Source organism: Candidatus Binatia bacterium (assembly GCA_029243485.1).
In the GTDB taxonomy this organism is placed as follows: Bacteria; Desulfobacterota; Binatia; order UBA12015; family UBA12015; genus VGTG01.
Genome location: JAQWRY010000073.1, coordinates 67969 through 88619 on the forward strand (window position 1 = coordinate 67969; position 20651 = coordinate 88619).

Annotated in this window: 20 protein-coding genes and 1 pseudogene; 13 read left to right on the forward strand and 8 right to left on the reverse strand. The window is 66.1% G+C overall.

Features of this window, described 5'->3' with window-relative positions; translation table 11 throughout:
- Nucleotides 1–139: 139 nt before the first annotated feature.
- On the forward strand, nucleotides 140–1195 hold the full coding sequence (locus tag P8R42_21165) for a peptidylprolyl isomerase (GenBank protein ID MDG2307109.1): 1056 nt from the start codon (nucleotides 140–142) through the stop codon (nucleotides 1193–1195).
- 121 nt (nucleotides 1196–1316) lie between these two features.
- Here the strand turns inward: P8R42_21165 and P8R42_21170 are convergent, their stop codons facing one another.
- Complete coding sequence (locus tag P8R42_21170) at nucleotides 1317–2456, reverse strand: epoxide hydrolase (GenBank protein ID MDG2307110.1); 1140 nt, start codon at nucleotides 2454–2456, stop codon at nucleotides 1317–1319.
- A gap of 31 nt (nucleotides 2457–2487) precedes the next feature.
- Here P8R42_21170 and P8R42_21175 point away from each other — a divergent pair, with 31 nt between their 5' ends.
- From P8R42_21175 to P8R42_21205, 7 genes are read left to right on the forward strand one after another with little or no spacing between them, the layout of a single operon-like run.
- Nucleotides 2488–3747: an efflux RND transporter periplasmic adaptor subunit gene (locus P8R42_21175; protein MDG2307111.1), complete on the forward strand. Its 1260-nt coding sequence runs from the start codon at nucleotides 2488–2490 to the stop codon at nucleotides 3745–3747.
- A complete protein-coding gene (locus P8R42_21180; protein ID MDG2307112.1) occupies nucleotides 3747–4448 on the forward strand; it encodes an ABC transporter ATP-binding protein in 702 nt (233 codons plus the stop codon). Before P8R42_21175 ends, P8R42_21180 begins: the two co-directional genes overlap by 1 nt.
- Nucleotides 4445–5677 (forward strand): ABC transporter permease, encoded by a 1233-nt coding sequence (locus tag P8R42_21185; protein ID MDG2307113.1) that lies wholly within the window; start codon nucleotides 4445–4447, stop codon nucleotides 5675–5677. The genes P8R42_21180 and P8R42_21185 overlap by 4 nt, the downstream gene beginning before the upstream one ends.
- A gap of 52 nt (nucleotides 5678–5729) precedes the next feature.
- Nucleotides 5730–6656, forward strand: coding sequence for a universal stress protein (locus P8R42_21190; protein ID MDG2307114.1), 927 nt, complete (start codon nucleotides 5730–5732; stop codon nucleotides 6654–6656).
- 20 nt (nucleotides 6657–6676) lie between these two features.
- The gene (locus P8R42_21195) at nucleotides 6677–7201 is read left to right on the forward strand and encodes a peroxiredoxin (protein ID MDG2307115.1); all 525 of its coding nucleotides are present in this window, start codon (nucleotides 6677–6679) and stop codon (nucleotides 7199–7201) included.
- 26 nt (nucleotides 7202–7227) lie between these two features.
- A complete protein-coding gene (locus P8R42_21200) occupies nucleotides 7228–7578 on the forward strand; it encodes a GFA family protein (protein ID MDG2307116.1) in 351 nt (116 codons plus the stop codon).
- Nucleotides 7579–7629: 51 nt separating this feature from the next.
- Nucleotides 7630–8952: an MFS transporter gene (locus P8R42_21205; protein ID MDG2307117.1), complete on the forward strand. Its 1323-nt coding sequence runs from the start codon at nucleotides 7630–7632 to the stop codon at nucleotides 8950–8952.
- Between the two features lie 9 nt (nucleotides 8953–8961).
- Here P8R42_21205 and P8R42_21210 read toward each other — a convergent pair whose 3' ends face one another.
- Entirely contained in the window at nucleotides 8962–9396 is a 435-nt protein-coding gene (locus P8R42_21210) for a nuclear transport factor 2 family protein (GenBank protein MDG2307118.1), read from the reverse strand.
- Nucleotides 9397–9399: 3 nt separating this feature from the next.
- Nucleotides 9400–10773 (reverse strand): carotenoid oxygenase family protein, encoded by a 1374-nt coding sequence (locus P8R42_21215; GenBank protein ID MDG2307119.1) that lies wholly within the window; start codon nucleotides 10771–10773, stop codon nucleotides 9400–9402.
- A 103-nt stretch (nucleotides 10774–10876) separates the two neighbouring features.
- Between P8R42_21215 and P8R42_21220 the strand changes: the two genes are divergently transcribed.
- Complete coding sequence (locus tag P8R42_21220) at nucleotides 10877–11728, forward strand: phytanoyl-CoA dioxygenase family protein (GenBank protein ID MDG2307120.1); 852 nt, start codon at nucleotides 10877–10879, stop codon at nucleotides 11726–11728.
- A gap of 21 nt (nucleotides 11729–11749) precedes the next feature.
- Here the strand turns inward: P8R42_21220 and P8R42_21225 are convergent, their stop codons facing one another.
- Both P8R42_21225 and P8R42_21230 read right to left on the reverse strand, forming a co-directional pair.
- Nucleotides 11750–12253, reverse strand: a complete 504-nt coding sequence (locus P8R42_21225) for a hypothetical protein (protein ID MDG2307121.1) — start codon at nucleotides 12251–12253, stop codon at nucleotides 11750–11752.
- On the reverse strand, nucleotides 12250–13092 hold the full coding sequence (locus P8R42_21230; GenBank protein MDG2307122.1) for a hypothetical protein: 843 nt from the start codon (nucleotides 13090–13092) through the stop codon (nucleotides 12250–12252). Before P8R42_21230 ends, P8R42_21225 begins: the two co-directional genes overlap by 4 nt.
- A 132-nt stretch (nucleotides 13093–13224) precedes the next feature.
- Between P8R42_21230 and P8R42_21235 the strand changes: the two genes are divergently transcribed.
- Nucleotides 13225–13491 carry a hypothetical protein gene (locus P8R42_21235; protein ID MDG2307123.1) on the forward strand — a complete coding sequence of 89 codons (267 nt, stop codon included), beginning with the start codon at nucleotides 13225–13227 and terminating at the stop codon, nucleotides 13489–13491.
- 6 nt (nucleotides 13492–13497) lie between these two features.
- Here P8R42_21235 and P8R42_21240 read toward each other — a convergent pair whose 3' ends face one another.
- Nucleotides 13498–14139, reverse strand: a complete 642-nt coding sequence (locus tag P8R42_21240; GenBank protein ID MDG2307124.1) for a TetR/AcrR family transcriptional regulator — start codon at nucleotides 14137–14139, stop codon at nucleotides 13498–13500.
- Between the two features lie 106 nt (nucleotides 14140–14245).
- Here P8R42_21240 and P8R42_21245 point away from each other — a divergent pair, with 106 nt between their 5' ends.
- On the forward strand, nucleotides 14246–14971 hold the full coding sequence (locus P8R42_21245; protein MDG2307125.1) for a Coq4 family protein: 726 nt from the start codon (nucleotides 14246–14248) through the stop codon (nucleotides 14969–14971).
- Nucleotides 14972–15349: 378 nt separating this feature from the next.
- Nucleotides 15350–15523, forward strand: a pseudogene (locus P8R42_21250) (FtsX-like permease family protein).
- Nucleotides 15524–15741: 218 nt separating this feature from the next.
- On the opposite strand, the gene P8R42_21255 reads toward P8R42_21250, so the two are convergent.
- Together P8R42_21255 and P8R42_21260 are read right to left on the reverse strand one after the other, a co-directional pair.
- Nucleotides 15742–17433: an ABC-F family ATP-binding cassette domain-containing protein gene (locus P8R42_21255; protein ID MDG2307126.1), complete on the reverse strand. Its 1692-nt coding sequence runs from the start codon at nucleotides 17431–17433 to the stop codon at nucleotides 15742–15744.
- A 491-nt stretch (nucleotides 17434–17924) separates the two neighbouring features.
- Nucleotides 17925–18854, reverse strand: coding sequence for a hypothetical protein (locus P8R42_21260; protein ID MDG2307127.1), 930 nt, complete (start codon nucleotides 18852–18854; stop codon nucleotides 17925–17927).
- Nucleotides 18855–18916: 62 nt separating this feature from the next.
- Between P8R42_21260 and P8R42_21265 the strand changes: the two genes are divergently transcribed.
- The gene (locus P8R42_21265; GenBank protein MDG2307128.1) at nucleotides 18917–20611 is read left to right on the forward strand and encodes a S8 family peptidase; all 1695 of its coding nucleotides are present in this window, start codon (nucleotides 18917–18919) and stop codon (nucleotides 20609–20611) included.
- Nucleotides 20612–20651: the final 40 nt, after the last annotated feature.

The following is a 20651-nucleotide window of genomic DNA, read 5'->3' on the forward strand; positions in this document are numbered from 1 at the left end:
AAAGCCCGGCTCCGGCCCGCTTCTCTTAAGTTTTCGTAATGTGCCCGAAAGCCTCCGGTAAGGGATCGGTCGCTACCATGTTCTCTGAAACCGCCCCGACCTCGAGTAGGCCGCGGCCGAGAGAGCAAGGAATATCGAGATGATGAAGAGCACCATCACGCGCGCGACCGCGGTCGCAGTGAGCGTCGGTCTGCTGGCTGGATCGGCGGTGTACGAGAGCTACGCCAAGACCGAGCCAGCCGACACCGGGCCCGGAATGGTTCTCGCTCTTGCCAACCCGACGTCGCCCCAGGATGTCGTAGTGGTCGTGAACGGACACGAAGTCACGCGGGGCGAGGTCGACAGAGAGATCGATTCGATGCTCGGCGGACAACTCGCGAACGTTCCGGCGGAGCAACTCGATGGCATCCGTGCCCAGGTGGCTGCGCGGGTGACCGACGGTGTCATCGTGAAGACGCTCCTCGAGCAAGCCGTCGAGACGCAGGGCATTCAAGTCGACGACGCCAAGATGGCTGACGCGATGAAGAAGATCGAAGCCTCGTTGCCCGAGGGCAAGACGATGGCCGACTACATGACGGCGATGGGAACCACGAAGGCGGAGTTCCAGGACCAGCTCGGCATGAGTCTGCGGGTCGACACGCTCATTGAGAGGAAGATGGGCAAGATACCGGAGCCGACGGAGGCGAACGTCACCGCGTTCTACGAGGAGAACGGTGAGATGTTCGACGCGCCGGAACGCGCCGAGGTGAGCCACATCCTGGTGGCGATGGCACCGGATGCCGATCCGGCCGCGAAGGCCGAGAAACGTAAGGAAGCCGAAGCAGTTCGTGCCGAGCTGGTTGCTCAGGGTGGCGCCGACTTCGCGACGGTCGCCGGCCTTCGCTCGGACTGCCCGAGTAAGGCGGAGGGCGGCAAGCTCGGCATGCTGGCACGCGGGGACACGGTCCCGCCCTTCGAGGCGGCGGTGTTCTCGCAGGACGTTGGCGCCGTTGGTCCGGTCGTCGAGACGCCCTTCGGCTTCCACATCGTGCGGGTGGAGGGGCGTGAACCTGCCGGCAAGGTCTCGATGGCGGAGGCAAAGCCGTTCATCGAGCAGCGGCTGGCCGAGGAGCAGCAGCGCGCCGCCGTGGTGAAGTATCTCGACGGTCTGCGGGCAGACGCGAAGGTGGTCTACCCAAGCAAGGAAGCGGCGTGATCGGTCGCTCGGGGTTGTAGGCGCGGGTGCGTTGCGCTGGAGCGCACCCGCGTCTCGTAGTCGTGGCCGTCGAGCCGAGCCCGCGCCGTTCCCAGGCGACGGGGGCCGGCTCCGGCCGCGTCTACCTCATGTTTCGAAAGCAGTTCCGGAGTTCATCGACGAAGGTCTCCGGTTGTTCGAACGCGGCGAAGTGTCCGCCCTTCGGCAGCTCGTTCCAGTAGACGAGGTTCGTGAAGCGCTTCTCCGCCCAGCGTTTCGACGTGCGGAAGATCTCCTTCGGGAAGATGCTGCAGCCCGCGGGTAGCGTGATCTGGTCGAGGCGCGGGGTATTGAAGCTCTCCCAATACAGCCTCGCGGAGGAGGCCGCGGTGCCGGGTAGCCAGTAGAGCATCACGTTGTCGAGGAGCTCGTCGCGGGTGAGGGCGTTCTCGGGGTGACCGTTGCAGTCGGTCCACGCCCAGAACTTCTCGAGGATCCAAGCGGCCTGGCCCGATGGCGAATCCGCGAGGCCGTAGCCGACCGTCTGCGGCCGAGTGCTCTGTTGCTTGGAGTAGCCCGAGTCCCATTTGTTGTAGTGCTCGAAGCCCGTGAGGGAGGCCTTCTCGAGGTCGGTCATGTCGTTCATCGTCTCGGGGTCGGGGCCGACGACGGGCATGTTCACGTGGATCCCGGCGCAGTGGTCGGAATTGTGGACGGCGACCTGCGTTGTGACCATCGAGCCCCAGTCGCCGCCTTGCGCGACGTACCGGTCGTAGCCGAGACGGGCCATGAGCTTGCCCCAGGTTTGCGCGATCTTGTCGACGCCCCAGCCGGGGGCGGTCGGCTTGTCGGAGAATCCGTAGCCAGGCAGCGAGGGGCACACGACGTGAAAGGCGTCCTTGGCGTCTCCACCGTGGGCCGTGGGGTCGGTCAGCGGGGCGATCACCTTGTGGAATTCGACGATGGATCCCGGCCAGCCGTGTGTCATGACGAGCGGCAGGGCACCCGCGTGCGGCGAACGCACATGGATGAAGTGGATGCCGAGGCCGTCGATCTCCGTTCGGAACTGCGCGAAGGAGTTGAGATGGGCCTCGCGGGCCCGCCAGTCGTAGTCGTTCGCCCAGTACGTGCAGACCTCTTGGGTGTATTCGAGCGGGATCCCCTGGGACCAGTCGGCAACGACCTCCTTGTTCGGCCAGCGGGTCGCGCGAAGGCGCGTCCTCAGGTCTTCGAGCTCTGCGTCGGTTGCCTCGATGCGAAACGGTACGATGTCTTCAGCCATGGTGCTCTCCTGTAGTGGGATGGCCTTCAGCATGGCTTTCGCGATCGTCGCGGGCAAGGGCGGCGGCCGCGTCTCCTCGGTGCGCACATCGTGCTACTCTGACCCGATGTCGTCTGGACGTTGGGTGCTCGCGGCTGCCTGTGGGGCGCTGTTGCTTCTCCTCGGAATCTGGCTCTCGCCTTCGGGCGAGACGGTCGAATACGCGACGACACCAGCGGAGCGGGGGCCGATCGTCGCCGAGGTCACGGCGACCGGGCGCGTCGAGCCGCGCCAGTCGGTCGAAGTGGGCACGTACGTTTCCGGGCCGATCCTCGAGGTCGACGTCGACTTCAACACGAAGGTCCGCGCGGGCCAGCGTCTGGCGCGCATCGATCCCCGGACCTTCGAAGGGAAGGTGGCGCACGCGGTGGCGGATCTCACGCTCGCCGAGGCTCGCGTCGAGAGAGCGGTCGCGGCGCTGGAGCTCGAGCAATCGAAGTTGCGTCGCTCGAAATCCCTCGCAGGGAAGGCCGTCGTCTCGTCCGAGGAACTCGAGATCGCTCGCTCGAACGAGCGGCAGGCTGAGGCCGAGGTCTCCGTCGCACGGGCGGAGGTCGAGCGCGCGCGTGCTACCCTCGCCGAGGCCGAGGTGAACCTGAGCTACGCGGACATCGTCTCGCCGATCGACGGGATCGTGATTTCGCGCTCCGTTGACGTCGGCCAAACGGTGGCGGCGACGTTCCAGACGCCGGTGCTGTTCGTCATCGCGAACGATCTCGAACAGATGCAGGTTCTCGCGTTCGTGAACGAGGCAGACGTGGGGCGAGTGCGCGAGGGGCAGGTCGCCACGTTCACCGTGGATGCGTTCCCGGGCCGACCCTTCGAAGCCGTCGTGCGTCAGGTACGCCACGCGTCCGAAGGGCCGGAAACACAAGAGCCGGTCATCAGCTATGTCGTCACATACGACGTGGTTCTCGACGTCGAGAACTTAGGGGGCCTCTTGCGCCCGGGCATGACGGCGAACGTACGCGTCGTGACGGCGGAGGCGGACGACGTCCTGAAGGTGCCGACCGCGGCGCTGCGCTTCCGCCCGCCCGGTTCAAAGGTGGCTCGGACGAGCGGTGACGACGGGGCCGTGTATCGCCTCGAGTCCGGGGAGCCGGTGGCCGTCTCGGTGACCCTCGGTCTGTCGGACGACCAGCTGACGGCGGTCTCCGGTGGGGGCCTGGCCGCCGGGGACGACGTGGTGACGCGCATGCAGGTGACGTCGGACGAGGGCGGCTGGGCGCTCTTCGGTCGCCGGCGCCGTTGATGTCGTCTGGCGACCGCGTCGTTCGGGCCGAAGGCCTCGAGCGGGTCTACGGAGAGGGCGACGTCGCGGTTCGCGCGCTGCGCGGTGTGAATCTCCATGTCGCGAGGGGCGAGTATATCGCGATCATGGGGCCGTCGGGCTGCGGAAAGTCGACCCTTCTGAACCTCCTGGGTTGTCTCGACCGGCCCTCGCGCGGTTCGTTCGAGCTGGCGGGTCGGGACGTGAGCCGACTCGATCCGGACGAGCGCGCGACCGTACGGAACGAAATGTTGGGTTTCGTCTTCCAGGATTTTCACCTGCTCGCGCGCACCACGGCGCTCGAGAACGTGGAGCTTCCGCTGATCTACGGCCCTTCGGCGCCCGACGCTCAGAGAACCCGGGCCCTTGCCGCGCTCGCCCGGGTCGGACTCGAGGGGCGGGAGCATCACACTCCGCGAGAGCTGTCCGGTGGTCAGCAACAGAGGGTCGCGATCGCCCGCGCACTGGTGACCGAGCCGGCCGTTCTTCTCGCGGACGAGCCTACCGGGAACCTCGACTCGGAGACAAGCGTGGAGATCCTGGCGCTGCTCGACGAGTTGCACTCGAAGGGGCTCACGGTGGTGCTCGTCACGCACGATCCCGAAGTCGCGGCGCGCGCGCAGCGCCTCATCCGAATGCGCGACGGACGGATCGTCGAAGATACGCGGGTGACGCCTCGATGAAGCTGTGGCTGTCGACGTTGCGCCTCGCCGGCCGGTCGCTCCGGCGGAACCCGCTTCGCTCGGGTCTCACGTCGCTGGGCGTCGTCGTTGGAGTGGCGGCGGTCATTGCGATGGTGAGCGTGGGGCAGGGCGCGCACGCCCGCTTGCAGGAGCAGTTGGCGAGCGTCGGCACGAATATCGTCATGGTGTTCCCAGGGGCGACGTCGTCCTCGGGCGCGCGCGCCGGCTGGGGCACGGCCGACCCGCTCACTGTGGCGGACGCGCGCGCGATCGAGCGCCAGGTCCCGGGGCTTCGGGGCGTGAGCTATTTCCGACGCGGTGTCGTGCAGGTCCAGGGCGGTGGCGCGAGCTGGAGTACGACCCTGTGGGGCGTTCCCGAGAGTTTCTCCCGCGTTCGCGAGTGGCCGGTCCAGCAGGGCGCCTTTCTGCAGCGCTCGCAGGACGAGGCGGGAGCGAAGGTGGTCGTACTCGGCGCCACCGTTGCTGAGAAGCTTTTCGGCGTCGGGCAGGACCCGGTCGGCGCCGAAATCCGGGTGAAGGACGTTCCGTTCCGCGTGGTCGGTGTACTCGAAGAAAAGGGGCAGACGGTCTGGGGCCGTGATCAGGACGACGCGGTCTTCGTTCCCTTCACGACCGCGGAGCGGAAGGTGCTCGGGGCGAAGCGGGTAGGGAACGTGGACATGATTCGCCTGGGACTGCAGCGGTCCGAGGAGGAGCCGCGGATCGTGGACGAGCTCTCGCAGCTCCTGCGCCAGCGGCGCCGCGTCCAGCCGGGCGAGGACGACGACTTCGCCGTCCGGACGATGTCGGAGATGTCGCGCACGGCCGAGGGTACGGCGGCGGACATGTCGAATCTGCTGCTCGCAATCGCGTCGATCTCTCTCGTCGTCGGCGGTATCGGAATCATGAACGTTCTGCTGGTCGCCGTGAGCGAGCGGACGCGCGAGATCGGCATTCGAATGGCGGTTGGTGCGAAGAGGCGCCACATCCTTCTGCAGTTCCTTTGCGAGGCCGTTGCTCTGTCCGGGCTGGGTGGCCTCGTGGGAGTGGTTCTCGGGGTCATGGTGTCGGTGCTGATCTCACAACTGAGCGACTGGCCGACGTTGATCTCTCCCGCGAGCATCGTCGGCGCATGCCTGTTCTCGTGCGCCGTCGGCGTCTTCTTCGGCTACTACCCGGCCCGCAAAGCATCGCGCCTCGACCCGATCGAAGCGCTGCATCACGAATAGCGGTCGCATTATCCCAGGCCGTGGTTGGACTGAGAAAAGAAGGAGGTGCGGCATGGCTCGCGATTCGAAGGTGAACAAGGTTCTGGTGGCGACGGACTTTTCCGAGAACGCGCAGGGCGCGATCGATTGGGCCGGGGAGGTCGCCCGTGTCCACGGCGCTCACGTCGAACTCTTCCACGCGTTGCAGGCGCCACCTCTCGTGCTCGCGCCCGAGATCGTCCCGCTTCCGCCCGAGTTCTACGAGCGTGACCGCGAGCACGCCGAGAAGCTCCTCGCCGAGAAGGCCGAGGAGCTGCGCGCGCGGGGCCTTCAAGTCGAGACGTCCCTCCGTTCGGGTTCGGCTCGCGACGCGATCCTGGAAGAGGCGGCCCGGGCCGACGTGGACCTAGTTGTCGTCGGCGCGCGCGGTACGACTGCGCTCGAGCGTCTGTTGCTCGGTAGCGTTGCGGCCCGCGTGGTTCGCGATGCCGCGTGTCCCGTGCTCGCCATCCCGCTCGAGCAGGTGGGTGCCCATCGGCCGATTCACCGGCTTCTTGTCCCGACCGATTTCTCGGACGACGCCGAGAGTGCGGTCCACGCAGCGAAGGAGATCCTCGGCCCGGTGGCCGACACGAAGAAGGTCACGCTTCTGCACGTTTGGACGATTCCGGCCGGGGCGGGTATCGCCTGGCCGGCGGCGGGGATCGAACCGGATCTCACCGCGTTTGTCGGCGCGGCGCGACGCCAGTTGGAGAAGGCCGCCGAGCCCCTGCGCGCCGCGGGTTACGACGTGGAGACCATCGAGCGCGAGGGCGAGCCGGCCCATGTGATCGACGAGCAGGCCCGCTCGCAGGGGGCGGACCTGATCGCAATGGGGACCCATGGCCATTCTGGCCTGAAGCGGCTCTTTTTCGGGAGCGTCGCCGAGCGGGTTCTCCCGGCGGCCCCTTGTCCGGTGCTGACCGTTCGACGTCCGTCGAAGGATGTTGACGCCGCCTAAACTGCGGGCAAGGTGGAGAGATGAAACGAAACCGGACCATATCCGCGATCGCAGCATGCCTTGCGCTCCTCGCTGCGGGCATTGCCGACGCCGCCATGCTCGAGAAGGGCGATCCGATGCCCGACTGGAATTTGCCCGATCACACCGGTGCGAAGCTCGCCTCTAAGGACCTCGCGGGGAAGAGCTACCTGTTGTGGTTCTACCCAAAGGCGCAGACCCCCGGCTGTACGATCGAGGGTCAAAACTTCCGCGACCAACATGCGGCGTTCGCGGCGGCGGGGGTGGAGGTGCTGGGCATCTCGTTCGACACGCCCGACGGCAACGCGGCCTTCGTCAAGGCGGAGTCGTTTCCGTTCCGCCTACTGTCGGATGACGGGTCGCTGGCCTACGCGGTCGGGGCGGCGGAGCCCGGCGGAGCGAAGTACGCGAGGCGCATCTCCTATCTAGTCGGGCCCGACGGACGCGTGCGGGAGGCGTACGGTACCGTCGTGCCGGCGAATCACGCGGCACAGGTGCTCGGCGATCTCGCCAACGAAGGGGGCTGAACGATGGCCGGCGTGCGGGAGGGCGAATGCGGTTGCGGCGCGGTGCGGTACCGCAGCGAGGGTGCGCCCGTCGTCCTCGCGGTCTGCCACTGCTCGGAAGTCTGATCGCGAAGACGGAGTCGTTCTCGATCTCGGGGGAGATGAAGGTCTTCCGCCGCATGGCCGACAGCGGGAACCCGATCGATTGCCACTTTTGCCCGACGTGCGGTGTGCGCCTGAACCACGACCCGAAGAAGCTGTCCGGGACCTACAAAGTGAAGCCGGGGTCGTTGGACGACTGCGACTGGCTCGCGCCGGCCGTGCAGGTGTGGACCAAGAGAAAACAATCGTGGGTGACCCTGCCGGCGGACCTGGCCGAGGTGGAGGGACAGCCGTAGGACGGGGGGCGTAGGAGAGCGACTCTGGGCGCGGACTGGTAGGACCCCGGAGTGTCCGGCGTTGCGCCCGAAGGGGATCCTGCGGAGGACCGGAGCTTTCGCCCCGGCTGGATCGGGTATTTTCATTTTCTCGGCGAGCCGCCAGCGCTCACGCGGAGGCAGTGGAAGGTCCTCGCGCTCGTTTCGACCGCCTCCTTCTTCGACCAGTACGACGCGGGCCTGTTCTCGCTTGCGCTCAAGCAGATTCAAGTCGATCTGGCGATGCCCGAGGGGAGCCTCGGTTTCTTCTCATCGATCGTCATGTTCGGGTCGGTGTTGGCGATCCTGCTGACCTGGGCCGCCGATCGGTTCGGACGGCGCCGGCTGCTCATGATTACGATCGTCGCGTACACGCTTCTGACCGGGGCGACCGCGTTCTCTCCGAACGCAGAGACCTTCGTCGCGCTGCAGTTCCTGTCGCGGATGTTCATTACGGCGGAGTACGCGCTCGCGATCGTCGTGATCGGCGAGGAGCTGGACGACGACGCGCGGGGCTGGGGAATCGGAGCGCTCGCGGCGCTCTCTGCTTGCGGGCACGGGCTGGCGTACGCGCTGTTCGCGTTCATCGACATTCTTCCGATGGGCTGGAGAACTCTGTACCTGGTGGGCCTCATTCCGCTCGCGATGGTCGCCTGGATGCGCCGGGACATGGAGGAGACCCCGTACTTCGAGCGACTGGAAGCCGGTCGGGGAGGACAGGGCGCTCCGCGGGTAGGTCTGCTCGCGCCGCTGCGGGGCCTTGTGCGGCAGTATCCCGCGCGGTTTGCCGCGATCGGCTCGATCTTCCTACTGCTCGGCCTGGCGGAGCGGGCGGCGTTCTTTTTCGCCCCGAAATTCCTGCAGGACGAGCACGGCTTCTCGCCGGCGGTCGTCGGGATGATGGGCTTGTTCGGAGGCGCGTTGGGGGTCTTCGCGAACACGCTCGCCGGACGCTGGAGCGACCGGTTCGGACGCAAGCGCACCGCTCTGGTCTTCCTCACTGTGATGCCTATTGCCGTGATCGTGTTCTACAACGCCTGGTGGGGCTTCCTGCCTCTGCTCTGGGTGGCGCTGCTGTTCTTCGCGATGGGCGGCGGCGTGCTGTTGTCGATGTACGGCGTGGAGCTGTTCCCGACCTCGTATCGCTCGACCGCCGCCGGGGCCCGGGCGACGCTGTCCACCCTGGGGGCTGTGCTTGGGCTTGGGCTCGAGTCACTCCTCTACGGGGTCTTCGGCTCGCACTGGACGGCGATCTCGGTCCTCGCGAGCCTGGCGCTTCTCGCGCCACTGATCGTATGGGTGGCGTTTCCCGAAACGACCGGGCGAAGTCTCGACGAGATTTCGCCCGAGCGTTGAGAGTCGGGCTTACGCTGGGAACATCTTCTCGACGAGCGCGGAGTCGTTGTGCTCGCGGAACTCGACGATCTTGCCGTCTTCCAGGTGCCAGATCATGCAGTACGTGTTGCGGTACGGTTCACCGCTCTTCGCCGTGGCGTTGCCGTAGGTCTCGACTACGACCCAGTCCCCTGCGGGAATCAGGTTCTTGATCTCGAGCGTAATCATCTCGTCGAGGCCCTGGACGACGCGGCCGACGAGCTCTACGAACTCGGCCTTGCTGCTGCAATGGTTCGAGAACTGATGCGAACCGTTCATCTGGAAGTGCATCTCATCGCTGAAGTTCGAGAGGAATGCCTCGGTGTCGCCGCTGTTGAAGGCGTCGAGCGCGGTCTTCACGATCGCAATGTTCTTTTCTTGAGTGCGGTGGGCGGCGAGGAGTTCCTCGGGTGTCGGATCTACCATGAATCAGGCTCCTACCCAGTGTGAATGGAACCCGTAGGGAACCCGGCGAGGGGTTCGGATACGGGCCACCGGGCCGTCGGTGAATTTCTGGGCGTCGACGACCCAGCATTCGGTGTGGTCATCGGATTCATCGTGGACGAAGCCCACGACGTACCCGTCGTCTTCGGAGCGGCTTCCGACGCGTGGCGCGAAGACGACCTCCTGGTTGAACTGCGTGTCGTTCATCTCGACGACCTCGAGATCGTCGCTCTTTCGGTCGTGCTTGAGCATCGCGTTGAACAGCAGGCCGCGATCGGGGTGGAAGCGCGAGGCATAGCCGAAGCGGGTTTCCTCGCCGATCATGGACTCGTTGATCCGCGAGAACTCCAGAGGGGTCTCGTTCGGCCGCGATTCCTCGACCTTGCCGGTCGTCATGTTGAACCGATAGCGGTGGAGCCGCGCGTTCTGGTCATCCGTTTGTCCCTCGTCCTGGTCGAGAATCGAGGTTCGGAGTGTGCGGCAGGCGTCCATGAGGATGTCGTCGCCTTCCTCCCACGCGTTGAAGACATGGAAGATGTAGCCGGTCTCGACGTCGAACCACTTCGTTTCGGAGCCCTCGCCGTAGCGCGGGACGATGCCGATTCGGGTTCCGTTCTCGGGCTCCCAGTCGAACGCCTTGCCGCCGTTCATGATGCGATCGAACGAGAACGTGACGGGCATGTCGAAGATCAGGCTGTAGTTCTTCGTGATGGCCATGTCGTGGATCATCACGGCAGCGCCCGGAAGCTCGATTCCGGTCTGATGCGTCACCTTGCCCGTGGCATCGACGACGCCGTAGCGGACGTACGGCTTCTCGGCCGGCGAGTAGCAGAACACGATGAGTTCGCCGGTGCGCGGGTCGACCTTCGGGTGGGCCGAGACGGCTTGCGTCCAACCGTCGCCGAACGTCTGCGCGCCGACGGTCTCGAGGTTGGGCAGGCCGAGTTCGAACGGACTTCCGGCTTCCCACGTCGCGAGCAGTTTGCCGTTGTGGAACGCGAGGGCCGTGTTCGCGAGGTTCTTCATCGGCATGTCGGGTGGCGTCTCGATCTTGCCGATCGAACTGAAGCCGCCCCAGATCGATTTCCCTTCCTTGCGTTCGCGCAGGAAGCCCGCCGTTTCGATCCACCGATTGCGGTACGTGGCCTCACCGTTTTTGAACTCAATCTGATGGATCATCCCGTCGCCGTCGAACGGGTGGTAGAGTTCTTCGCTGATGGGCTCGAACTGGTTGTTGGGCCCGTTGCGCAGGAAGAAGCCGGCGAGGTCGATTGGGATCTGGCCCTCGATGTCGGTGCAGGGCAGGGCGACCTCCTCGGTTACCGGTGCGAAATTTCCCTGCAGATACTCGTTGGCCATCGAAGTCCTCCTCGCGGGCATCACCCACGGCCGTCCTCGTTAGTGAGTCACCACTACGATCAACCGCTGGGCCCTGTCAACACTCGTTGGCTAGGATGCTCGCATGAGTGATTCGAAGGTTCTGACCGAGGCCCAGCGCGATGCCTACGACCGCGACGGCTTCCTGTCGATTCCCGGGTTGGTGGACGAGGCTTGGCTCGCCCGGTTGCGCGAGACGACGGCCGGGTTCGTCGAGCACAGTCGGACGCTCACGGAGTCCAACGTCGTTTTCGATCTCGAGCCGAGCCACACGGCGGACAGCCCGCGGCTGCGCCGGCTCGTCTCACCGGTCGATCTGGACGAGACATTCTGGGAATTCGCGTCGGCCTCGGTGATCACGGACCTCGTCGAAGATCTGCTCGGCCCGGACCTGAAGTTCCATCACGGCAAGCTGAACTTCAAAGCGGCCTGCGGCGGTGAAGAGGTAAAGTGGCACCAGGATATCCAGTTCTGGCCGCACACGAACTACGGGCCCCTCACGGTCGGCGTTTTTCTCACGGATGTGAAGGAGAACATGGGCAACGTCGGGTTCATCCCGGGGAGCCACCGTGGGGACTTGTTCGATCAGTACGAGGGAGACGACTGGGTCGGATGCCTGTCGAACGGGGATGTCGCCAAGGTGGATGTGGGAAGCGCGGTCTACCCGATCGGGCCGGCGGGCAGCGTGACCGTTCACAATTGTCGGACGGTGCACGGCTCCGCCCCGAATCGCTCGGAGCAGGAGCGCCCACTGCTTCTCCAGACCTACGCCCCGGCCGACGCGTTCACCTACACCGACTTGGTGAAGCGCAGTCCGCACGGCGACATGCTGATCCGCGGCCGGCCGGCCCGGTGGGCGCGTCACGACCCGCGTCCGTGTCAGGTGGGGCCGTCGAAGGTGCGAACGATCTTCGAGGTCCAGCAGCGCGAGACCTGACCGCCGCTCTGGTGCGCGGCGTCAGAACTTCTCGTTGATGATGTTCGGTACGAGCGGGTAGGGCGCGCTCTCGCTGTAGTAGCTTTGGGCCGCGTAGTTCTTGATCTCTCGTTGGTCGACGCGGTTGTCCTTGTTGGCGTCGGCCCGGTCGAAGACGGTGTAGATGCGCGAACCGAATTTCGCTTCGTTCTTGTCGACGTGGCCGTCGTCGTCCTTGTCGTGGTCGTCGTGTTCGTCCAGCCAATCCTTCGTGCTCTTCGTCACCGCCTTGCCGAGTTCGAACAGCGTGACGTTGCCGTCCTTGTCGTAGTCGGTGTCTTTGAAGGACTCGGCGCTGAAGAAGCCGCCCTTTTTGGCTTCGTCTTTGGAGAGCTTGCCGTCGTGGTCGGCATCGGCCGCCTCGAACGCCTGCTTGAAGAGGTGCGGTGTCGGTGCGGGAGTCGGATCGGCGGCGTAGGTGGCGGAGCCGGCGCTGATCCACACGGCTGCGGCGAGGCAGGAGAGGAGCTGGTGCGCTCGAATCATGGGGTCTGCTCCTCGCGCTCGAGTCGCGCGGCGAGGGCCGATGCGGCCCCGATGTGCTCGTCGGTGAACTCGAAGTGAACGGGCCCGGCGTCGAAGCTGGCGCGGTCGGAGACGGCGAGCTTCTGCAGCCCTTGGGCGGGGAAGGCGAAGACCGTGGTCTCGTCCCTCCGGGGCGGGACTGCGTTCCGACGTCCGGTTCGGCGGCGACGTGAGGTGTTCTGCTCGACGACGGGAGCCTCTCCGGTCCATTGCCCGATCTGCAGTTGGGCGGTCGTGGCGGATCCCAGCGGTGCCCGTACGCCCTGGCGGTTCAGGCTGATCCAGACCTGCTCGGGACGTCCTCCTCTCGAAGGCGATGCCCGCAGTTGGATGAACTCACGCAGAGGGAGGAGGCCGGTGTCCGGAACGGTACGGTACCACGGAGTTCCGATGACCGTCGTGGCCCCGGCGTCGTTGCGGCTGACGGAGAGCGACACGCGCTTCATCGGGACGTACTCGCCTTCGACGGTGCTGGTTCCGGCGGAGTCCGCGGGACCTGCCGCCGTTTCCGCCGCCGGGGCCGCGCCCGCTGTGGCGGCATCGTCGGCGGCTTTCGCCGCGTCCGCCGAAGCCGCTGCGGCCGCAGCGCGGAGCTCGCCGAGTTCCGCGCGCAACCGTTCGTTCTCGGCTTGCAGTAGGGCGTTCTCGTCCGCGTCGTCCGCGTCTTGGGCGAAGGCCGGTAGGGGCGTCACGGCGATGCCGCCCATGACCCCGACGACCATAGCGACCGCGCAGAGCCCGCTGCCAGCCGGCCGCAGACTCCGCCTCGCCCTCTCCCAGACTCCGTGTGCCGACCCCATCTTGGGATCCATAGCATTCGAGGGGACATTTCGGCAGTCCAATCGCGAATCCGGACCTCGAAAAGGCCGATACGGGTTGCGGTACATTGGGACTCAACACAGCGACTGACCAATCTGACCCTGGAGTCCCGAATGTTCTTCCTCTTGCGCCGCCTGGCGATCGGCCTGTGCCTGGCTCTGCTCTGCGTATTCGCGCCAGGCGCATACGCAGCCGAATGTGGTGACTCAGTCCCGTGCGACTGCGGTGACTCCGTCGGTGCTTCGACAACGCTCACGGCCGACATCGACGGCTGCAGTCGCACCGGCCGCGAGGTCGAGATCAAGAAGAGCGACGGCGTGAAGCCGGTCGGCAACGTGATCGACCTGCCGACCACTGGCCTCGGCGTCGTCGTGCGGTAGCTTCGGCTAGCCCTTGTCGACGTGCTCCATGAGCAGGTGAGCGAACCAGCGTCGGAAGCGTGCGTCGACCTGGCTGTGCTCGGGGGTTCCGGCGTTCCAGATTCCGCCGGTGAGTGAGTCGCCGAGGACGGCGGCAGCAGCCAGTCGGGCGATGAAGAACGAGTCCTCGCGAGTCGGTGGTTTGAGCCCGTTCGTCTCGGCGTGTTCGCAGCGCCGGCGGTGCAGCAGGTCGGCGACGTGGTCGAGCAGGGCGCGGGCTTCGGTGCGGGACTCGGAGGAGAGCGCGCGCCAGGCGATCAGGCGCGCGGTCCCGCTGTCGCCGAGAGTCGAGAAGACGTGCTCGATGATGTGCTCGGCGGAGCTCTCGTTCGCGGGCGCTGCCGACAGCGCATCGACCAGGTCTCCCACCAGCCGCTCCGTGATCCGAAGCCCCAACGCACGGGTGAGGCCGTCGCGGCTCTCGAAGTGGTGCAGGATAGTAGGGTGCGAGATGCCCACGTCTGCCGCTATGTCCTGAAGTCGGATGGCCTCGGGCCCGCCGGCCTTCAGGCGACCCTCGGCGGCATCGAGGATCAGTGTGCGTGCCTCGGCCGCGGTCCGGCGCACCCGCCGTGTCGTCGGCTCGGTTCGCGTCGTCTTTTTCTTCACCGGGGGCGCCATGGGTTATTGACAGGACTGTAGATATGGTGTTGTATACAATCTTGTAGATTAGATGTGTGACCGAGGGAAGTCCCTCGGGGGAAGGATACAAACCATGGCTCGACAATCGGCACAAAGCGGCAGGATTCGCCCGCTCGACGCACTTCGCGGAATCCGCGGCCTGCTTCGCGACCCCGATGACACGGAAAAGGTCTTCGACATTATCGATGCGCTGTCGGGCCGCTCGCTGGAGCGTACCTTCGGGCGGTTCCGCCGAACGGAAACGGGGGCGCGCTTGCTCGCAGAGCAGCCGGATCTCGTCGCCGTTCTAAGCGACCGGGATCGGCTTCTCGCGATGCCGGCTGGAACCCTCGGCCGCGCGTATGGCGAGTTCGTGTCGCGCGAGCAGATCAGCGCCGACGGTCTGATCGAGGCGAGCGAGCGGATCGCCGAGCGTGATCCCAGCATTCCCGAAGACCGCTACTGGTTCGGCGGCCGACTGCGCGACATGCACGACCTCTGGCACGTCGTGACCGGCTACAACCGGGATCTGGTCGGCGAGGCCTCCCTGCTCGCGTTCTCCTATGCTCAGATCCAAAACCCGGGCATCGGGTTCATCGTGCTGGTTGCTTACCTGCGTGCGGGCAGCAAGGACATTCGCTGGGCGAGACCGATGATCCGCGACGGGTACGAGCGCGGGAAGCGCGCCGAGTGGCTCCCCTCCCAGGATTGGGAAGCGCTCCTCTCGAAGCCTCTCGAAGAAGTTCGACGAGATCTCTGCGTAGGCGTTCCGCCGCAATACGAAGAGGTTCGGTCCGAGGGTGCTCCGGCGCTCGCCTGACCAACACGCACTTTTTTCTCCCGATCACGTATCCTTTCGGCCTCGGCGCGCGTCGTGCCATGTGCGAGCCGCAAGGATGCCATCGTGATGGAGAACGCCGGAATCACCCAGGACCTGCGAGACGGGCTGCGCGCTGCCTGGCAACGCTGTATCGACATGGCCGTGCCGCTGCGGCCTGTCCTCCACGGGTACTGAGGCACCCTGACGCGCGACGCGAGCGCGAAGCCGTTCGAGCTCGCACCACAGGAACGAGCGGCCGTGCTCTTGAAGGACGTGTTCGAGCTGAGCCTCCCCGCGATCGCCGATGTCCTCGGCACGACTGCCGGGGCGGTAAAGGCCGCCCTCCTGCTCCTCGGCTTTGAGGTGTTGTTGTATTTCGCGATCGGGGTCACGCTCCTCGTCGGCGCGGCCGGCGTGATGAATGTGATGTTCGTGATTGTGACCGTGCGGACCCGTGAGATCGGACTCCGCAAGGCCATCGGTGGATCCAATGGTTCGATCTTCGCGCAGTTCCTCGTGGAGTCCATGTTCATCACGCTCGTTTCCGGTGGCTTCGCCGGGCACCGGAGTGTCGGTGGGCGAGAGCGTTGCGACGATCCGGCGACTCGCCTCGGAGGACGCACGGCCGGGCCACACCGAAGCCACTGTGGCGGGGCTCGCGGAGATCGAGCGCTTCGCCTTGTACTAGGGGTTGCCGCTCGTCTCGGTCGGCGACCTGACGCGCTGGCTCTAGAATGCGCTCGGACCAAGTCGATCTGCGCGGCGGTACGCTATCCTCGGGTGCCGTCGCGCCGGTCGTTCTTCGCGCCGTTTTGCTTGCGGGCTTTCCGTTCGTCCTTCGACTTCTTCAGGACCGATTCCGCGTCGAGGTGATCGTCTCCACAGCGCGCGAGGTACTCCTGATAGGTTCCGGCGAAGTCGACGATTCCGTCGGGCTTGATCTCGATGATCCGTGTCGCGACGCGTCCGACGAACCACCGGTCGTGTGAGACGAAGAGCGACGTGCCGTCGTAGCCGAGGACGGCATCGGCGAGGGCCTCGATCCCTTCGAGGTCGAGGTGGTTGGTCGGCTCGTCGAGTACGAGGACGTTTGGTCGGTCCACGCCCAGTTTCGCAAAGACGAGTCGGGCGCCCTCGCCACCCGAGAGATGCTCGACTCGTTTCTCGGCGTCGTCCTTCGTGAACAGAACCTGCGCGAGTCGCGCGCGAACGAAGCCGATCGACTCCAGGGCGCACTGGTCCCAGAGCCAGCTCTGGAGAGTCTCACGCTCTTTGCCGATGAGGATCTCGTGGTGGTCCTGCGCGAAGTAGCCGGGGTGGGCCTCGTAGCCCCACTCGGTCGTCCCCGCGTCGGCGTCGAGGCGGTTCATCACGATCTTGAGGAGCGTCGACTTGCCGATGCCGTTGGGGCCGATGATGGCGACCCGGTCGCCGCGGGCCACGCGGACGGAGACGTCCTTCAGGACTTCGTTGTCGTCGAAGGACTTCGAGATCCCCTTCACCTCGAGGACCATCCGCCCGCTCGGACGCTGGGATTCGAAGGCGAACGTCGGGTGGCGGCGGGAAGACTGCGGAAGCTCTTCGATCTCGATCTTGTCGATCTGCTTGGCGCGGCTCTTCGCTTGGCGGGCCTTCGTGGGCTTCGATCGAAAACGCTCCACGAATTTCTTGTGGCCTTCGATCTCGCGCTCGCGTCGCTCGATGTCCGCTTCCTTGCGATCGCGTTGGTCGACCTTGGCTAGCGCGAAGGCGTCATAGTCGCCCTTGTAAAGCGTCGCCCGCTCGTAGTCGACGTCGACGATGTGGGTGCAGACGTTGTTCAGGAAGCGGTGGTCGTGCGAAACGATGAGCGCACAGCCCTTGATCCCGCACAGGAAGCGCTCGAGCCAGCGGATCGAGAGGATGTCGAGGTGGTTGGTCGGCTCGTCGAGGACGACGACGTCGGGCGATCCGGTCAGGAGCTGCGCGAGAAGAACGCGAAGCTTGTAGCCGCCGGAGAGCACCGAAAGTGGCTCGGCGTGGAGGCTGCTCTGGATGCCGAGACCTTCGAGGACGTCGCCGGCGAGCGACTCGAGCGCGTAGCCGTCGTTTTCTTGGATGTAGGTCTCGAACTCTCCGAACTTCTCGACGTCGAAGTCCTCTTCGGGGCCTTCGAGGAGGAGCCGCTTCTGTTCCATCACGGCCCAGAGCGAGCGGTGGCCGCGCATCGCGACGTCGAGGATGGGGATGGTGTCGTATTGGAAGTGATCCTGTTCGAGAACGCCGAGCCGTGCCTTGCGCGCCAGGGTGGACGAGCCGGCGCTGGCTTCTTCTTCTCCGGCGATGATCCGAAGAAGGGTGGACTTGCCGGACCCGTTCGCGCCTACGATTCCAAAGCGCTGCCCAGCGTGGAAGTTCATCGAGACGTCGCGGAAGAGGGTGCGTCCGGCGTATTCCTTGCCGAGGTTTTGGATCGAGAGCACGTCGGTGGGAGGATAGCAGTCCACGAGCGGGTCGCCCGCCCGTCGCCGAAGTGCGTTGATCGGCTCGAGGCTGGGCTACGAAACTACCGAGCGGATGCGTCCTCTCATCGTTGGGCTGTGCCTGCTTCTGGGGCCCCTCGGGGCGCCAGCGCAAGCCGCCCGGAACGTGGCCTTTCCCGGGGCGGTGGGATTTGCGGCGGAGACTTTCGGCGGTCGTGGAGGGGACGTGTTCCTCGTGACGACCCTCGCCGACGACGGTCCAAGGAGCCTGTGCGAAGGCATCGACTCACAGGCGGGGCCGCGCATGATCGATCTTGCCTAAGCGCTCCGCATTCGCGGGAAGTCGCACCTGACGCTCGCGGGGCAGACCTCGGCCGGTGAGATCACGACGCGGGCTCGAACCGGGCGATCCCGCGGACCGCAACGACTACGAGGTCCGCCGGAAGTACACGAACCTCGAGGTCTACCTGCACACGCTGACGCGCTGAGCGTCAGCTACCGGCCGAGGCAGTGCGGCGGCGGGCGCGCCACTGCGCGCGCTCGAGGTCTTCTTCCTGCGAAAGGAAGTTGAAGATCCGTCGGATGTAGCGGAAAGCGCCGCCGTATCGGGCAAACTCGGCGGGGTGGATCAGCACCGCCTCGAGCGGCATCGGGTCGTCCTCGGTCTTCGCGACCCGCAGGATGCAGGCGTAGCAGGGCGCTTGTATGCGTCCGCGATCGATCATGTATGTGAGGTACGCACCGGCCTGGACCTTGTGGGACACACCGATCGACTTTGAGGTCTTCCAGTCGACCAGGAGCGGCACGCGCGAGCCGGGCCGCTCTTTGACCTCGTACTTCCGGTTCCAGGTCGACCTGGCCAAGAGGCGATCGAGGTCGGCGGTGCCGAACGCGTCTGCGGTGCCGGCCGACCAGATGCGCTCGTCCTCACTCCAGAGACGTTCTTCGATGCCTTCGGGGTCGGGTTCGAACGCGATGGCTTCGAGCCAATCCTTCGCGAGGCCGGCCGCGCGCGTGACGAGCGGCTCGGGCTCCGGCTCGTCGGTTCGATCGAGACCGGGGAGGGCGGCCTTCTCGCGGAGATGGTCTTCGAGAAGCGCGTGCGTGGCTGTTCCGAAGTCCGCGGCCACCTGCTTCTGGACGTCGCACGCGAGGTCGCGGCCGAGGCGCTTCTTCACGTCTCGGAGAACGGCCTTCGTCCGCACTTCGTCGAGATGCTTGCCGAGCACCGCGGCGACTTCTTCGAGGACCTTTTGGCGCTCGAGCTTGGCGGCCCACGTGGTGAGAAAGGGCTTGCCGATGCCTCGATCGATCACGGTGGTCGTGCGGGGCATGGGGCGGCGCTCCCCGTCGAGGACGTAGAAGTCTGCATCGGCGTGGGGGAGCTTGGGCTTACGGGGGCCGTTGCTGGCTTCGCTCATGGGCGATCCATAGAGACATGGGCAGGTTTCAACTCCAAACGGACTCGGTCACAATCTGCCTGATGTTGCCTCTTCTACTCGCGATCATCGCCGGTCTCGCGGCCGTTCCGCATATCGCGTGCGCCGCGGAGAGCACGGAGATCGCCGTCCTCCTGCGCGACCGCGCGGGGCGCGACGCGGACCTCGACCTGCGCCCGCTCGAGCCGGCCGAGGTTGAGCTTCTGGAGGCCGCCGCAGCGGTCGGTCTCCTGCCGACCCGGCTGCAGGACAACGGGGCACAAGTCCTGGCGGTATCGGGCGGCGCCGATGGTCCGCGCCTTCGTGCCTTGCTCGCCGGCCTGCGAGGCTTGCCCGAGGTCGTCTACGCGGATCGAGTCATCAGAGTGGAGGAGGCGACCCCGCCGCCGGGTGGGACGCTCGATCGCATCATCGTGAAGCTCCGGGATCCGGCCTCGCGCGACGCCTCGGATGCCGCGCGTCCCATGCCGCAGGAGAAGGTTCGGGAGCTCAGTCGGATTGCCGGCGTGTCCCTTTTCCACGAGCGGCCGGTCTCCGGCGGTGCGTACGCACTGCGACTGTTCCAGAAGATGCCCGATGCATCGGTCACGGCCATCGCGAAGCGGTTGTCGCAGGATCCGTCCGTCGCCTACGCCGAGCCGACCGTGCGGGGCCGTTTTCAGGCGCGCCCGAACGATCCTCTGTACGCCGACCAGTGGCCTCTCTTCGATAGCGCCGGCGGCGTGAATGCTCCGGGCGCTTGGAAGCGGACCCGAGGGAGCGCGGACGTCGTCGTCGCGATTCTGGATTCAGGGATTCGGCCGGAGCATCCGGACCTGCGTGGACGGTTGTTACCCGGCTATGACTTCGTGAGCGACGTGCGCCGCTCGAACGACTTCGACGGTCGGGACGCGGATCCGACGGATCCCGGTGATGCGACGTTCTCCGCGGAGTGCGCGATCGGCGCCCCGGCGACGGTCTCTACGTGGCACGGGACGCACGTCGCCGGAACGGTCGGTGCGGCGACCGACAACCGTACGGGCGTCGCCGGGGTTGATTGGAAGGCGAGGATTCTTCCCGTGCGGGTGGGGGCGAAGTGCGGCATCGATCCGATCGACCTCGTCGATGCGATCCGCTGGTCCGCGGGTGCTCTGGAACCCGGTGTCCGGATCGCCGACGTGGGGCCGGGGCCGGCGACCCCAGCGCGCATCCTGAACCTCAGCATGGAGTTCCCCGGTGCCTGCCCTCAGTCGCTGCAGGACGCGATCACGGACGCGGTCGCCGCCGGCGCCCTCGTCGTCGCGGCGGCCGGGAACGCCGGCCAGCCCGCGGGCGGCTTCCATCCTGCCAACTGCCAAGGCGTGCTCGTCGTGCACGGGAACGACGCCGCAGGCGCACACGCGGCGTATTCGAACTATGGCGATGTCGACGTGTCGGCGCCCGGCGGGTCGACGTCGATGGACGTACGGCGCGGAATCCTCTCGACGGTAGTCGCCGGACGCAAGACCGCCGGCGCACCCGACTACGCGTTCAAAGAGGGCACGAGCATGGCGGCGCCGATGGTCGCCGGCGTTGCTTCCCTGGCGCTCTCCGTCGCCCCGGACCTGACCCCCGGGAACCTGCACACTCTTCTCGAAGCCACGTCTCGGCCGTTTCCGGTCGGGACCGGCGCGGACTGTTCCGATTCCGGCAGCCGCTCGTGTGGTGCGGGGATCGTTGATGCGGGGGCGGCGGTCGCCGCGGCGGCTGCCGTGGATTGACCTGCCGGTCGGTGCGGTGAATCTGGCCGTTGGCGGGCGG